The sequence below is a fragment of the Cohnella zeiphila genome (assembly GCF_014212055.1).
In the GTDB taxonomy this organism is placed as follows: Bacteria; Bacillota; Bacilli; order Paenibacillales; family Paenibacillaceae; genus Cohnella; species Cohnella zeiphila.
In genome coordinates, this window is the sequence record NZ_JACJVO010000012.1 from 45,329 (window position 1) to 58,300 (window position 12,972).

The 12,972-nt window shown below is 49.3% G+C and carries 17 protein-coding genes and 1 pseudogene; 13 read left to right on the forward strand and 5 right to left on the reverse strand.

Features of this window, described 5'->3' with window-relative positions:
* Window positions 1-31: 31 nt before the first annotated feature.
* Window positions 32-994: an AraC family transcriptional regulator gene (locus tag H7C18_RS10920; protein ID WP_238357632.1), complete on the reverse strand. Its 963-nt coding sequence runs from the start codon at window positions 992-994 to the stop codon at window positions 32-34.
* 398 nt (window positions 995-1,392) lie between these two features.
* Between H7C18_RS10920 and H7C18_RS10925 the strand changes: the two genes are divergently transcribed.
* The gene (locus H7C18_RS10925; protein ID WP_185129093.1) at window positions 1,393-1,797 is read left to right on the forward strand and encodes a VOC family protein; all 405 of its coding nucleotides are present in this window, start codon (window positions 1,393-1,395) and stop codon (window positions 1,795-1,797) included.
* 169 nt (window positions 1,798-1,966) lie between these two features.
* Here H7C18_RS10925 and H7C18_RS10930 read toward each other — a convergent pair whose 3' ends face one another.
* Window positions 1,967-2,500, reverse strand: coding sequence for a TetR/AcrR family transcriptional regulator (locus tag H7C18_RS10930; protein ID WP_185129094.1), 534 nt, complete (start codon window positions 2,498-2,500; stop codon window positions 1,967-1,969).
* Window positions 2,501-2,631: 131 nt separating this feature from the next.
* Between H7C18_RS10930 and H7C18_RS10935 the strand changes: the two genes are divergently transcribed.
* On the forward strand, window positions 2,632-3,006 hold the full coding sequence (locus tag H7C18_RS10935; RefSeq protein ID WP_185129095.1) for a Rossmann-fold NAD(P)-binding domain-containing protein: 375 nt from the start codon (window positions 2,632-2,634) through the stop codon (window positions 3,004-3,006).
* A 74-nt stretch (window positions 3,007-3,080) separates the two neighbouring features.
* Here the strand turns inward: H7C18_RS10935 and H7C18_RS10940 are convergent, their stop codons facing one another.
* Window positions 3,081-3,632 carry a TetR/AcrR family transcriptional regulator gene (locus tag H7C18_RS10940; RefSeq protein WP_185129096.1) on the reverse strand — a complete coding sequence of 184 codons (552 nt, stop codon included), beginning with the start codon at window positions 3,630-3,632 and terminating at the stop codon, window positions 3,081-3,083.
* 119 nt (window positions 3,633-3,751) lie between these two features.
* On the opposite strand from H7C18_RS10940, the gene H7C18_RS10945 reads away from it, so the two are divergent.
* Both H7C18_RS10945 and H7C18_RS10950 read left to right on the forward strand, forming a co-directional pair.
* Entirely contained in the window at window positions 3,752-4,642 is an 891-nt protein-coding gene (locus H7C18_RS10945) for an NAD(P)H-binding protein (RefSeq protein ID WP_185129097.1), read from the forward strand.
* On the forward strand, window positions 4,639-5,493 hold the full coding sequence (locus tag H7C18_RS10950; RefSeq protein WP_185129098.1) for an SDR family NAD(P)-dependent oxidoreductase: 855 nt from the start codon (window positions 4,639-4,641) through the stop codon (window positions 5,491-5,493). Before H7C18_RS10945 ends, H7C18_RS10950 begins: the two co-directional genes overlap by 4 nt.
* A 152-nt stretch (window positions 5,494-5,645) precedes the next feature.
* Here H7C18_RS10950 and H7C18_RS10955 read toward each other — a convergent pair whose 3' ends face one another.
* On the reverse strand, window positions 5,646-6,401 hold the full coding sequence (locus H7C18_RS10955; RefSeq protein ID WP_185129099.1) for an SDR family oxidoreductase: 756 nt from the start codon (window positions 6,399-6,401) through the stop codon (window positions 5,646-5,648).
* 152 nt (window positions 6,402-6,553) lie between these two features.
* On the opposite strand from H7C18_RS10955, the gene H7C18_RS10960 reads away from it, so the two are divergent.
* The gene (locus H7C18_RS10960; RefSeq protein ID WP_238357633.1) at window positions 6,554-7,087 is read left to right on the forward strand and encodes a TetR/AcrR family transcriptional regulator; all 534 of its coding nucleotides are present in this window, start codon (window positions 6,554-6,556) and stop codon (window positions 7,085-7,087) included.
* A 55-nt stretch (window positions 7,088-7,142) separates the two neighbouring features.
* Here H7C18_RS10960 and H7C18_RS10965 read toward each other — a convergent pair whose 3' ends face one another.
* Complete coding sequence (locus H7C18_RS10965; protein WP_185129101.1) at window positions 7,143-8,108, reverse strand: helix-turn-helix transcriptional regulator; 966 nt, start codon at window positions 8,106-8,108, stop codon at window positions 7,143-7,145.
* Window positions 8,109-8,217: 109 nt separating this feature from the next.
* Between H7C18_RS10965 and H7C18_RS10970 the strand changes: the two genes are divergently transcribed.
* From H7C18_RS10970 to H7C18_RS11000, 8 genes and pseudogenes are all read left to right on the forward strand, one after another.
* Window positions 8,218-8,697, forward strand: coding sequence for a GyrI-like domain-containing protein (locus H7C18_RS10970; protein ID WP_185129102.1), 480 nt, complete (start codon window positions 8,218-8,220; stop codon window positions 8,695-8,697).
* A gap of 21 nt (window positions 8,698-8,718) precedes the next feature.
* Window positions 8,719-9,141 carry a DoxX family protein gene (locus H7C18_RS10975; RefSeq protein ID WP_185129103.1) on the forward strand — a complete coding sequence of 141 codons (423 nt, stop codon included), beginning with the start codon at window positions 8,719-8,721 and terminating at the stop codon, window positions 9,139-9,141.
* 30 nt (window positions 9,142-9,171) lie between these two features.
* Window positions 9,172-9,327, forward strand: a pseudogene (locus H7C18_RS36005) (transcriptional regulator); the annotation flags it as partial.
* 67 nt (window positions 9,328-9,394) lie between these two features.
* Window positions 9,395-9,739 (forward strand): DoxX family protein, encoded by a 345-nt coding sequence (locus H7C18_RS10980; RefSeq protein ID WP_185129104.1) that lies wholly within the window; start codon window positions 9,395-9,397, stop codon window positions 9,737-9,739.
* Window positions 9,740-10,006: 267 nt separating this feature from the next.
* The gene (locus tag H7C18_RS10985) at window positions 10,007-10,600 is read left to right on the forward strand and encodes a TetR/AcrR family transcriptional regulator (protein ID WP_185129105.1); all 594 of its coding nucleotides are present in this window, start codon (window positions 10,007-10,009) and stop codon (window positions 10,598-10,600) included.
* Between the two features lie 146 nt (window positions 10,601-10,746).
* Entirely contained in the window at window positions 10,747-11,226 is a 480-nt protein-coding gene (locus tag H7C18_RS10990) for a GyrI-like domain-containing protein (protein ID WP_185129106.1), read from the forward strand.
* Window positions 11,227-11,250: 24 nt separating this feature from the next.
* Complete coding sequence (locus tag H7C18_RS10995) at window positions 11,251-11,718, forward strand: phage tail protein (RefSeq protein WP_185129107.1); 468 nt, start codon at window positions 11,251-11,253, stop codon at window positions 11,716-11,718.
* Window positions 11,719-11,797: 79 nt separating this feature from the next.
* Window positions 11,798-12,859, forward strand: a complete 1,062-nt coding sequence (locus H7C18_RS11000) for a DUF3231 family protein (protein WP_273386503.1) — start codon at window positions 11,798-11,800, stop codon at window positions 12,857-12,859.
* Window positions 12,860-12,972 lie beyond the last annotated feature (113 nt).

The following is a 12,972-nucleotide window of genomic DNA, read 5'->3' on the forward strand; positions in this document are numbered from 1 at the left end:
TGTTTCTGTAAATAAAAAAATACCGTTCGCGTTAATTTCCGCGAAGCGGTATCTTCAGCTTCAACCTCAGCTGCTGTCTAAACTCCGACGGCGGGAGTCCGAATCGTTCCTTGAATACTTTGGAAAAGTGGGCGATATTTTCGAATCCGGTCGAAAAACAGACATTCGTAACAGACAATTCCGTTTCCGCTAACAGTTCCTTGGCTTTATCCAGCCTCCGATTGCGAACCCATTTGAGCGGGGGGGTGTTGTATAGGGCTTGAAAATCCCTTTTGAACGTCGCCAGGCTTCTGCCGGACAAATAGGCCAGGTCGTTAAGGGAAACGGGATTCAGGAAGTTCTCCTCCATGATCTTTGCGATGCTGCCTCTGTCCTTGCTTATGGGTTGCATTATTTGATGCAGCAAACGATCATTCGAATCTGTTATGTGAAACAGCAATTCCATCAGCTTCACACGAACCAGTCCTTCTTTGACTTCGTCAGGGCTCTCGAAATAGGGTTTTAACGACTCGATATAGCTTCCAATGCGGGCATTCATCGGATAGACTGCTATCGGAACAACATCATTCATGGGATGAATGGGGTTGAAACCGGCGAATTTGAGGAATTCATCGACGATCTTCTCGTTCAGGAAAAACATCATATAGTCGAGGATGTAATCGGAATCGGGTTCACCCGTTTTCTCGTACTCGACTCCAGCTGATTTATGAATAAACATCATTTCGTTGCTCCGCACCGTATATTCTTGATCGCTGAACCGAAGGGTATAGACCCCCGACTTGACGATCAGCAGAAGATGATCCTGCAAAAAGAAGGTTCCTTTTCTGCCTTGCGTGTAAAAACAGAATTTGATAACGGACATCCCATCCAGTTTCAAGCTCCCTTTTTGATCCGGAGACGGGGCCAGATCTTGAGGCGCCTTGACCATTTTGCTTGATCTCATCGTCATGGGCGTCCCCGCCTTCCTTGTTCCTGCGATTGCTCTCGTTTCCATTTCATCATCATCCTTTCGACGTTTCAACACTTGTCCTTTTAGTATAACTGGAAACCGGCGAGAATACTTTGCTGAAAAGCTCAAACGGCTTGTTCGTTTAGCTTCTGGATTGACATTTAGATCGTCTGAAATTAATATAACTTTCTCTCACTTTTTTAACTTCGTTATCAACTACGTCATGGATGAACACGAGCAGCGCACGTTAGCGAAGACGGCAGACGAGGAGAGCGGCGAAGAATCCAGCGTTGATCTCTCGCCCTATTTCGAAATCGGATTCATGAGGAAGCCCCCAGAATTCTAAAACGCTACTGACATAACGTTGTCAGTAGCGTTTTTTTATAATTGGACATGTAAACGGAAAGGATATAGATAAGTAATAATAGGAAGGATGATGGCTTGTGAATTTCGCTTCTGTACGCATTATTACTGACGACGTGGATCGTCTCGTCGAGTTCTATGAGAAAGTCATGGGGGTTTCAGCGGAACGACCCGCGCCCGTATTTGCCGAACTCGTTATGCCATCATGCACCCTTGCAATCGGCCACTCCCAGACGGCGCAGCTATTCGGCGCCGATTCCGTAGTAGGGGCTAACAATCGCACTGTCATTATTGAGTTCCGCGTCGACGATGTCGAGGCCGAATATGTAAGACTGAAGCCATTTGTCGATAATTGGGTAATGGAACCGACCACGATGCCGTGGGGGAACCGTTCTATGCTGTTCCGCGATCCCGACGGTAATCTTCTTAACCTCTTCGAGCCGGTGACCGAGGATGCGATTAAACGGTTTAGAGGTAGACATTGACGGGAGTAAAACCTGCGAACAAACTTACTAGGAGAGTTGGGGCGCCAACTCTCCTTCAACATAACCGTGACCTTATCCGCGAGTTCGTTCAACAATGGAACATCCAGCTTTCGTCTCGGATGAACGGTTCATACGCAGAGATAGGATCATGGCGGGTTTTTCCTAATTTTTATTTATGAAACAACCGAATAAGCGTCGAGATTTCTTCAATGGATTCTTTTTGACCATTTTTAATCCACATCACCCAAATTTCAAAAACGCCTGCACTCATAAAGTCGATCCAATAGTTTCGTTTCGCTCCCGTCCAGTCCGGAAAGGGAATAATCTCATCATAAAGTTGAGCAACGCGGGATTTGAAAATTTGATAAAACAACCCGATATAATCGCCTTCAATCGCCATGTGAAAATCCTTGGACAGATCAAGAAAAAAGCTCGTTAGATCGGCTATTTTCTGTTCATGGCTTTTTTTAAAGGCGATTTTATTAAATATATCCGCAAATTTAGGTTCGTAGTATTCCTTCAATACTTGTTCAAGGTTTTCATAATTTCTATAGAATCCCATTCGACTGACGCCGGCTTTTTTGACGACTTCCGAAACGGTTAGTTTTGACAGTCGATTGGTCTTTAAGAGCTCCAGCAACGCAAGAGCAATCCATTCTTTTGTGTCTTTTTTTATGTTTTGGGCGTGCTCCGTCGCTGCCATTACACTTCCTCCATTTTGTCACAGATGTTTGTCGTCCACTCGAGCAAGGTTACCGTGTTCGGGCAACGCTTCGTACCATGAGTAGACAAGATGAAGTAAGAGATATGCTAAGATCAGGCGGAGTTACCCATTTGGAAGGCCTGTCGTTTATTCAAGCCGATTTGCATCTATTGGCCATGCTGCGTCCCGAAGCAAATGGAGAGCGTTTTATCGCCTCTAGCGCAGAGACGTTGTCGATGTTGGATATTGCGAATATTTTAAGAAAACATTTGGGCGAAGACGCTAAAAACGCGCCAAAAGGTGAACTTCCTAATATTTTGGTTCGTGCGATCGCGATCTTCAAACCGCAATTAAGAATGATTGCAACGCTCCTGGGACAAGATATGTCAACTAGCAATCAAAAGGCCAAACGTTTACTTGGATGGACACCGCGTTCGGCGGAAGAAGCCATAGCTGCAACGGGCAAGAGCATGATAAAAATCATGAAAGAGCAGAAGAAGTCGTAAGGCGCCCGATCGGGTGCCTTTTGTGTTTCGCTCAATCGAACCTTATCATAAGTGACAGCGAAAAATTTGGTGTTTCAATCCCCGCAACAAAACGAGTTCTCATACAGCTCATAAACGGCGAGCAGCTGCTCCGCGAGGCTTTTCTCAGCGCTTTTCATCCATTTCATAAATGCCATGTGAAAAATTTCAACCGCAAAACGCGCGGCAAGCTCCGACAGATCGCTATCATATTGGGCAGATAGCGAGTTTGTGACAGACGCAATGAGTACCTGCCCCTTCAACAGCTCCCGTTCCTGCAGATCAGGGTTGCTTTGAATAATTTGATTCCGCGCCAGCACCCTCTCCCGCGAGCCCTCGAAAAACTCGGAAATCGACACAAAGCCTTCAACCGCAAGCTTCAGCGGTTTTTTTTCGACGTCAACATGGTCCGTAATAAAAGCCGCGACCCGCTGCCCCATGTCATTGTTCGTGTCAAAGAGCACGTCCGACTTGTCCTTGAACTGCCGGAAAAAGGTTCGCTCCGTCACGCCCGCAAGATTCGCAATCTCCTGCACGGTCGTGTTTACATAGCCTTTTTCCATAAATAATTGGGCGGCCGCCGCCTGTAATTTTTCTTTGCTTTTCATTTTTATCATTCCCAGGTCAGTTTCTGACATTTTTTCTTGACAATAAAAACCCGCGGGCATACAATCATTTCAAATGTCAGTTTGTGACACTATTTTATCAAAAAGAAGGAGAATGCACAATGAAAATCACAGTACTCGGCTCGCTTGGCAACATTAATCGTTACTACCTTCCACGCCTCGTCGCTGACGGACACGACGTCACGGTCATCACCAGCTCCAGAGATCGTATCGCCGACATCGAAGCGCTCGGTGCCGAATCGGCGGTCGGTTCAAACCGGGACGTCGACTTCCTAACCCGGGCTTTCACAGGCAGCGACGTTGTTTATCTCATGATTTCAGGCATCCATCCAGCCTCCGGCATCGACATGTGGCAGAGCGCAATCGAGCTTTCTGAAAATTATAAGACCGCCGTGCAAAATTCGGGAGTGAGAAACGTCGTCAACCTCAGCTCGGTCGGCGCCGACAACCCCAACGCCGGCATCCTTTACATGTATCATTTTGCAGAAGACGCGCTTAACTCGCTTGAAGGCGTGAACGTTGCTCATATTCGTCCTGTCGGCTTTTACAGCAATCTTTTTGCCGACATGCAAACCCTTAAAGCCCGGCAAACCATCTTCAGTCCAGTATCAGCCGACATCGCGCACGGTTGGGTCAGCCCCATGGATATTGCGGACGTCGCTTACGCCCTGATTGATCACACCCCTACGGGCAAAAGCGCGAAATTCGTCGTTAGCGACTGGGCCGCAGGCAACGACTGGCTCAAGGCTCTTGCCGAGAATGGGATCGAAGCCAAATACCAACAAATCCCTTTCGAAGCCCTCGTTGAAAATATGATGAAAGCAGGCTTCCACGAGGACACCGCTAACCGCTTCGCCCTAATGAGCCGCGCCGGCGAGAGCCCCGATGAATTTTACGCCAGTCTCCGCGCCACCGACTACCACCTGGGCAAAGTCAAGCTCGCAGATTTCGCGAAGGTTTTTGCTGTTGCATACAAGGGGGAGAGACGATGAACGAAACACGTACGGATATTAAAAACAAAGTATTTTTAATTTCAGGAGGATCGTCCGGAGTAGGTAAAGCAATCGCAAAGGGACTAGCCAATCTCGGCGCCAAGGTCGTGATCATCGGCAGAAGTGCGGAGAGTGGAAAAGCTGCATTAAAGGAGATTTCGGAAGCTACAGGCAACAGCAGGGGAGATTGGGTGGCGGCGGACCTTTCCCTACAGTCATCGATCCGGGAAGTCAGCGACGTGATCAAGCGGAAATACGATCAATTGCATGTGCTTGTTAATGCTTGCGGTGCAATCTATTTTAAGAAGGAATGGACGGCCGACGGGATCGATCGTATGTTCGCGGTCAATGTGCTTAGTCATTATCTGCTGACGAACCGGCTGCTCGACATCCTCCAAGAAAGCGGACCTGCACGCGTGATCACAGTGTCGGGTAACCCCAGATTTTTTAAGAATCCCGTCCTTAACTTCGATGATATTCAAATGGAGCACCAGTATAGCGGGATGCGTGCAGCCAACCAATCGCTGTTCGCCAAGACGCTATTTGCTTTCGAATTGGCAAAGCGTCTGGAAGGAACGGGAGTGACCTCCAACGCTTTTTATCCGGGGTTTGTGAAATCCAACCTTTCGAGGAACGCGCCTTGGTATCTAAGGCTCGCTGCACCTCTCATGAACGCAACTGTCAAAGCAGAATGCGGGATCGGAGTTTATCTGGCGTCAGCGAAAGAAATAGAGCGCGCAAATGGCGTGTTCTTCGACGATAAGAAGCAGATCGTACCGATTCAGACCCAGTTTGATGAAGGAGCAGGCAACAAACTGTGGACCTTGTGCGAAGAGCTGACAAGTGGCTAACCGGGCCGCTAGCGTCCTTACCGCGGAGGAGAAGCGAACCTTAAAGGAATTGCTGATCAAAAATACAAAGCGGTCGCCCTGATGCAATACCAGGAAACGACCGCCGCTTGAATCTTCTCCATGAGCTGTGGAAGGGGCTATGGATTAGCCTCTCACCCCCGTGCCATCGCATTCGAAAGGGCATCCGGAAAGTATTTCCCGGCAAAGCGCAAAAATTTGGAGAAGCCCGGAACGATCCTCTTTTTGTTATGCTCCATTCCTTGGATCCCGTGCTTCACGAGCGTATCCAGGTTCATATTGGGAACGCGGCTGCCGCTTTGCATGCCCGATTGAAGATTGGTTTCCGCAACGAGGGGCGGAACAAGCTCCATAACGTGAATATTTTTTCCCGATTTCTTGAGTTGGATTCGCAGCGCGTCGGTGAACATATGCACTCCTGCCTTTGTAGCCGAATAGACGGGATGAACGGGAGAAGTGACGTAGGAAAGACCGGAGCTTACGGTTACGATCATGGCTTCGTCTTGCCGGGCCAATTGCGGGAGCAACGCTTCCGTCATCCAGATGGTTCCGTTCAAGTTCGTCTCCACCTCCGCGGTAGTTCGCTCCAAGTCGAGGGTATCGTTCATCAAATCGAATGCGCGCATAATCCCTGCCGAGTTGAACAAGATCGAAACATCCGGGTAGCGGTTACGAAGGGATGCGGCCATTTCACGAACGGAGTTCGCATTGGAGACGTCGCCTTGCAGCCCGATGAGCCCCTTATGTTTGTTTGTCGCTTGATCGAGGGTTGCTTGATTCCGGCCGATGACGATGACTTTATTGCCGCGATTCAACAAATTCAAGGCGAATGCAAGACCGATGCCCGAAGTGCCGCCAGTAACGACGATTGTACGACCTGCAAGCTTCATAAAGTGACTCTCCTTTTTCGGTTACACATTTTAATATTTGTAACTAATGAGTGAATTAAGCATACGACGTCTAGTTACAAAAGTCAACAGTTGTAACCGATCGCGTCTATCCGTATAATAAGACCATGAAAACTTTGAGCAGAGAACTCATTTTGGAAACCGCACATCGAATGGTCGTCGAACACGGGATGGAGAAAGTGAATCTGTCCAAGGTCGGCTCCGAGCTGGGGACAACCCACGCCGCGATCTACAAGTATTTCTCGGGCAAAGAAGAGTTGTGGACCGAGCTTGCGTTGTCGTGGCTGGACCGTGAACTGGCGGGGATTTTTCCATTTGACGCGAATAAATACTCGTCTACGAAGGATATCGTGCACGACTGGCTCTGGATATTGAGTCAATCGAAATATGAAGCTTATGTGCGCGAGCCGGAAATGTTTAAGCTGTATACGGCCTATATCGATCGAAATCCGGCGGTACTCGCACGGCACATCGGCGATTTGGCGGGAAGCTTAAAGGCGGCGAGCGGCATGGAGGACGTTGGGCGGCTTCATGCTATTTTGCTGGCTTTTTCTTATTTTTCCGCGCCGGCTTATGCAGACAATTGGCTGCTGATTGATTTCAAAGCGGAGTTCGAAGCGGTCTGGAAGCTGATCGAAGCAGGGATTGCGGGATCGACGGACGAATAAGCGGACGAAAATAGGATTAGCGATTGATATCGGCGGAGTATCGGATCGGCCTGATTCAGTGCCGACCGAATACACCCACTCTCTCCTGTAACCCTTCTACAACCTCTTTCGGTATCTCCCTGACCTTGATATCTCCGCCTAAGAAAAGCAGCCAATTTATGATTTCGGCCAGCTCATCCGGATGATGGACATGGATGAAAGTCTTTAAAATAGCCGTGGTTTGATAAGGATTCGTGTAAGAAATGGTTATTTTTAAAGGATGATACTTTTTGAATTGGGCGATCGCCTTGGGACCAAGTTCGAGGACCAGGTTGATGGCTTCTTCCTGCTTGCTTAGTTGTTCTGCAATCTTCTTCCGGCTCATTCTTTTTTTCCCCGGGTACGGTTTGACATCGGTGAGATTGTCGACAGGGATGATCCGCCTCTTTTCCTCCTCCAGGTCGAAGCCTTCAATTTGCCAAGAGCTTTTTTCGCGATATAGGCGCATGAGAAAGATGGGATAAGATTTGATTTCCCTGCCTTCTTCCACGGAAACCGCTAAATATCTGTCTGCAAGAAGGATTTGGATGAGCTGTTCCAGCATGGGATGGGGCAGATCCGAAAGATCCAGCAGGTCGGGATTGTGGGGGTTGGTCCCTTCGAAGAGCAAAATTTGATTTAACAGAACAAGATCGTCCTGCTGGTTCTCAGAGATAAGGCCGAGCAATTTCTCCGCTAAAGAGTGACGGCTCTTGAGATAAGGGAGTTGCAGATTTCGGGTGGCCATAAAAGCGATAAAAAGAGCTTTAATCTCATTGTCGGTAAAGCGGACGGTGGGCAGGACGGAATTGTTCATCACGGAATAACCCCCGTCCCTCCCGACTTCGGCGACCAGAGGCATTCCCATCGCTTCGATTTCCCTGATATCTCGAATGGCCGTCGAACGGGAGATGTTAAACTCCTGCATGATCTCCGAAATGGTAAAATGGGCGCGGTTGTTGATGTACCGCATGATGACGTTAATCCGTTCTACTTTTCTCATCGGGCCCTCTAAACGGTATCATATTTTGACATGATTTATCGTTATTATAAACCCATCAAGCAGAAAAACAAATGGCTTGATCAATTTCAAAAAAAAAGGAGCTTGGATGATGGCAGCGTACACCCTTGAGGAAAAAGACGGCTTTTTCGTACTGGGCATCGGAACGGAATTGAAGAGCGATTACACGGACTATGCCGGCATGAACAAAGAGAAGGAAAACTTTTGGCGGACCGTGGAGCAGGATGGAAGGCTTGACGCTTTGAAGGCGGTCGCCGCGAACGACTACATCTTTGCCGTCAACGAATTGGTCAACCGCAAGAGGATGTATTATGCCGGCGTCATGACGGAAGCATCGGTACCGGAAGAACACAGGCTGATCCCGTTCCCTAAGGGACAATACCTCGTCATTAAAGGCGAAGCGAAGACGTCGGAGGAGCTCGGCAGCATGCTTACCGGCATCGCCTTCGGTCAAGTGTTGCCGGAAGCCGATACCTTCGCCTATGTCGGCGGGCCCAATGCAACGGTTGAGATGGGGCGGCGAGACGGCCTTGTATACGGGGAAATGTGGATTCCGGTTGTGGAAAAGTGATTAACCAAAGGAGGAATAAGGATGAGCACGATTACCGGTAATGAAAAAATCGCGAAGGTTGAATCCCGCCCGATCGGAAGAACGGCCGCTTATTGGACCGTCACCGTCATTCTTGCATTCTCCATTACCTTAAGCGGGATCGGGCAATTGATGCGATATGGCGGCAATGTCGATTTGGTTACCGCTATTGGTTTCCCGTTATATATCACGAACATTCTCGGGACCTGGAAATTGCTTGGAGTCCTTGCGATTCTCCTGCCAGGTTTCCCTCGCCTTAAGGAATGGGCTTATAGCGGTATCTTTTTTCTCATGACGGGCGCGGCCCTATCTCACGTGTTCGCTCATGATTACGGCGATGGCGGATTCCATGTGATTCTCCCGCTTTTCTATGCCGCGCTTGGCATCGCCTCCTGGGCGCTGCGTCCGAAAAGCCGCAGACTCTAATGAACTTCTACCACCATTGGCACTACGTGAAAAGGGGAAGGGAAGTCGGCCGATGAGCTCGGCAGTATGCTTGCGGGCGTTGCCTTCGGTCAAGTGTTGCCGGCAGCCGATCATTACGCCTATGTCGGCGGGCCCAATGCAACGGTAGAGATGGGGCAGCGAGACGGCGGCTTGAGATTGAAATAACGTCGGGTAGGGTAACGTCGTCGAATCCCGGCAACGGACGTATACCGGCAATAGGAGGGAGAAGCCGATGAATATCGTGTTTGTTGTTCTTCAAAGCTTTCTGCTTGTCGCTATGGCCTTCGGAGGCGCAAGCAAGCTGGCCGGCGGGAAAAATTTCGTTGAAATGTTTGATTCGCTTCAATTGCCGCAATGGTTCCGAGCGGTTACGGGAGTCGTCCAACTAGCCGGGGCAGCCGGGCTTGTCATTGGCTATTGGGATCGGGAGGTAGCCGCATGGGCAGGCATTTGGATCGGCATTACCATGCTGGTCGCATGCCTTTCGCATCTCAGAGTCAAGCATCCTGTTAGTCAGGCAGTGCCGGCTTTCGTGATTACTTTAATTGCGGCTGCTTTGGTAGTCGTGCAAGCCTGAAGGGACTCCCCGACCGGTCATGCTATCAAAGTAAAACGAGGGCCATCCCACAAAAGGATGGCCCTAAAACTTGCCGTTACAGACAGCGCGAAGAACCGGATCACAAGTTGACAAATGAATGAACGGTTCATATACTATAGATGAATGAATCATTCAATTGAAAAGAAGAAAACCACGCATGTATCCGCGTATTCCTTTGATCCGGGACTCGTTGCCGCATCGCAGACCTATTCGGGGGGGAGACGAGAGAGGGAAGAGGTGTAACCTATGCCAAGAACCGCAAGAACGCAAGCCGAACAAGCGCTCGACGAACGCAAAGACCAGATCAAAAAGGCGGCTCTTAAAATTTTCGCGGAGAAAGGGCTCTCCGGTACGAAGATGAGCATGATCGCGGAGGAAGCCGGTATAAGCCAAGGGTTATCGTACCGCTATTTCGATTCCAAGGACGAGATTTTCGCTTTGCTCGTGGAAGAGGCGGTCGAGGAATCCCAGGGCGCCATCCGAAATATTCGACAGTTACCGGGATCGCCTCTAGAGCAACTGAGGACATTTACGCTTCAAATGCTGGATGAGAACCACAAGCATTATTTCCTGCTTGTTCAACAAGCGCAGACGTCGGAAGGAGTTCCGCACAGGGCGAAGGAAGCGATCGAGCGGTATTCCCCCCAAGAGACGATCAAACTGTTGATCCCGATATTCGTCCAAGGGCAACAAGAAGGACAATTCGCAGAGGGCGATCCTTACAAACGGTTGATTCTATTTCTTTCGGTCGTGACTGGACTTATGCTTCAAGATGCGAAGGCGATAGGAGCCGACTGGACGCAGGAAGTCGATCGGCTGCTGAACATCTTAACGAAATGATAGGCTTGTCGTTGCCGCTATCTCCGTTCCGCTTTTTTCATAGGGCCCTCTAAACAGTATCATATTTTGACATGGTTTGTGGTTATGATAAACCCATCAGCAAATAAACAAATCAATGGATCCATTCAAAAAAAGGAGCTGGGATGATGGCAACGTATACCTTTGAGGAAAAAGACAGCTTTATCGTTCTTGGGATCGGCACGGAGCTGAAGAGCGATTACACGGATTATGCCGGCATGAACAAGGAGAAGGAAAGCTTTTGGCGGTCCGTGGAGCAGGATGGAAGGCTTGACGCCTTAAAGGCCGTCGCTGCGAACGACTATATTTTTGCCGTAAACGAAGCGGTAAATCACAAGATGATGTATTACGCCGGCGTCATGACGGATTCTTCGATCCCGGAAGAACACAGAGTGATCCAATTCCCTAAAGGACAATACCTCGTCGTAAAAGGGGAAGGGAAGTCGGCCGAAGAGCTCGGCAGTATGCTTACCGGCATCGCCTTTGGTCAAGCCTTGCCGGCAACCGATCATTACGCCTATGTCGGCGGGCCCAATGCAACGGTTGAGATGGGGCAGCGTGACGGCCTCGTATATGGCGAAATGTGGATTCCGGTTGTGGAGAAGTAAACGAGATCAGAAGGAGGAATGAGGATGTCAACGATCGTTGATTTTCAAAATGTGTCTACGGCTGGTCTGGAATCTTCACCGGTAGCAGAAGCGCTGGCTGGGTTGCGCGCGAATGAAGCCCGTTACTTCATGAACAAATACAAGCACGAATTTACGGTCGTTCCGGCCAGCGATAGCCAGGAAACACTGGATTACGTGAACCGGATTTTGAAGGAAGAACGCGGGATCGAGTTTGCGGCCAAACCTTTAGAGACGTCGCGTTTTCAGGTGGATAATATTGATTGGACCTACGTCTTTTATGAGGATGGTCTTTCGGTCAATGTCTTGTATACGATCGATGACCCTAAGAAGCGGGCCGTCGGATTTAAGCTATCCGAGGGGATGGAAGTACCTCGGGAGTTGGAAGAGAAGAAGTTCAAATTCGCCAGACAGAAGTCCAAGCTGGCCGGGACCATCCGAGGTTCGTTCTTCGTCATTAAAGGAGAATATTGAAGCTAGCATGAAAAGCCACCTTACCCGGTGGCTTCTTTTGTTGCCAGCGCACCGTTTAACGACACGGCTTGAATAGGATATGGCGGTTTTGGAGACCATACTATGGAAAAAAATTCTATGCCGAACGGGAGCGAGCGACTTGATCGGAGACAATCGATTAGTGTCGGCAGGGGTTTCCAATTTGTGGACATCGTATATGAGCAATAGCTTGGCGGTCTGTATGAATAAATATGCCCTGCAAATTATCGAGGACCCGAATATTCGCAAGGTACACGAACTGGCCTTGCAAGTATCCGAACATAACGTGAAGCAAATCGCGCGTATTTTTCAAGAGATCCGATTCCCCGTTCCGGACGGTTTCAATGAGAATGACGTTAATTTAAATGCGCCAAGGTTGTTCACCGACCACTATCACTTGTTCTATCTTCATGTCTTGACGATCCACGGTCTATCCGGCTATTCTCTGGCTCTTACGGTTTCGGAAAGCCCGCAGGTGCGCCAATTCAACATAGACGCTTATACGTTAACAGTCGATTTGTACAATAAAACATTGGAACTGATGCAGAACCTCGGCATCTACGATCATTTTCCGCAGATCCCGACCCCGGATACGTTCGAATATGCCGAAAAACAGTCTTACTTGGCCGGCTGGATCGGAGAACAGCGTCCGTTGAATGTCATGGAGATAACGAGCATTTACGCGAACCTGAGAAAAAGCATCATGTTAAAAACGTTGGCGATCGGCTTTAGCCAAACGGCGGAATCGCAAGAGGTCCGTGCGCATATGGCAAGAACGATCGATTTGGCGGCGAAGCATATCGAGCTATGGAGCGGCGTTCTGCACGACGACTATCTGGATTCCGCCGTCACTTACGATACTCATGTGACGGATTCTCAGATTGCTCCGTTTTCGGACAAGTTGATGATGGTCCACGGAGGATTCTTGATCGCGGCGGCCATGACTTACTACGGAACGGGGATGGCCACGGGCATGCGGCGCGATCTTGCCCCTCACTATGCCGCCTGCATCGCAAGAGACGCCAAAGTCGCCGAAGACGGAATGAATATATTGATCAAGAACCATTGGTACGAACAGCCGCCCCAAGCGGCCAACCGCAAAGCGTTATCCAAACCCGATTAAACGCCCAAGCGACCCGGCAAGCCGGTTCGATTGAGCGTTTTTTCTCCACGTGCTCCGAAACTACGGGTATCCCGGCGGTGCGGTGAGGGCGGATTTCTGGTAAGCTCCATGAT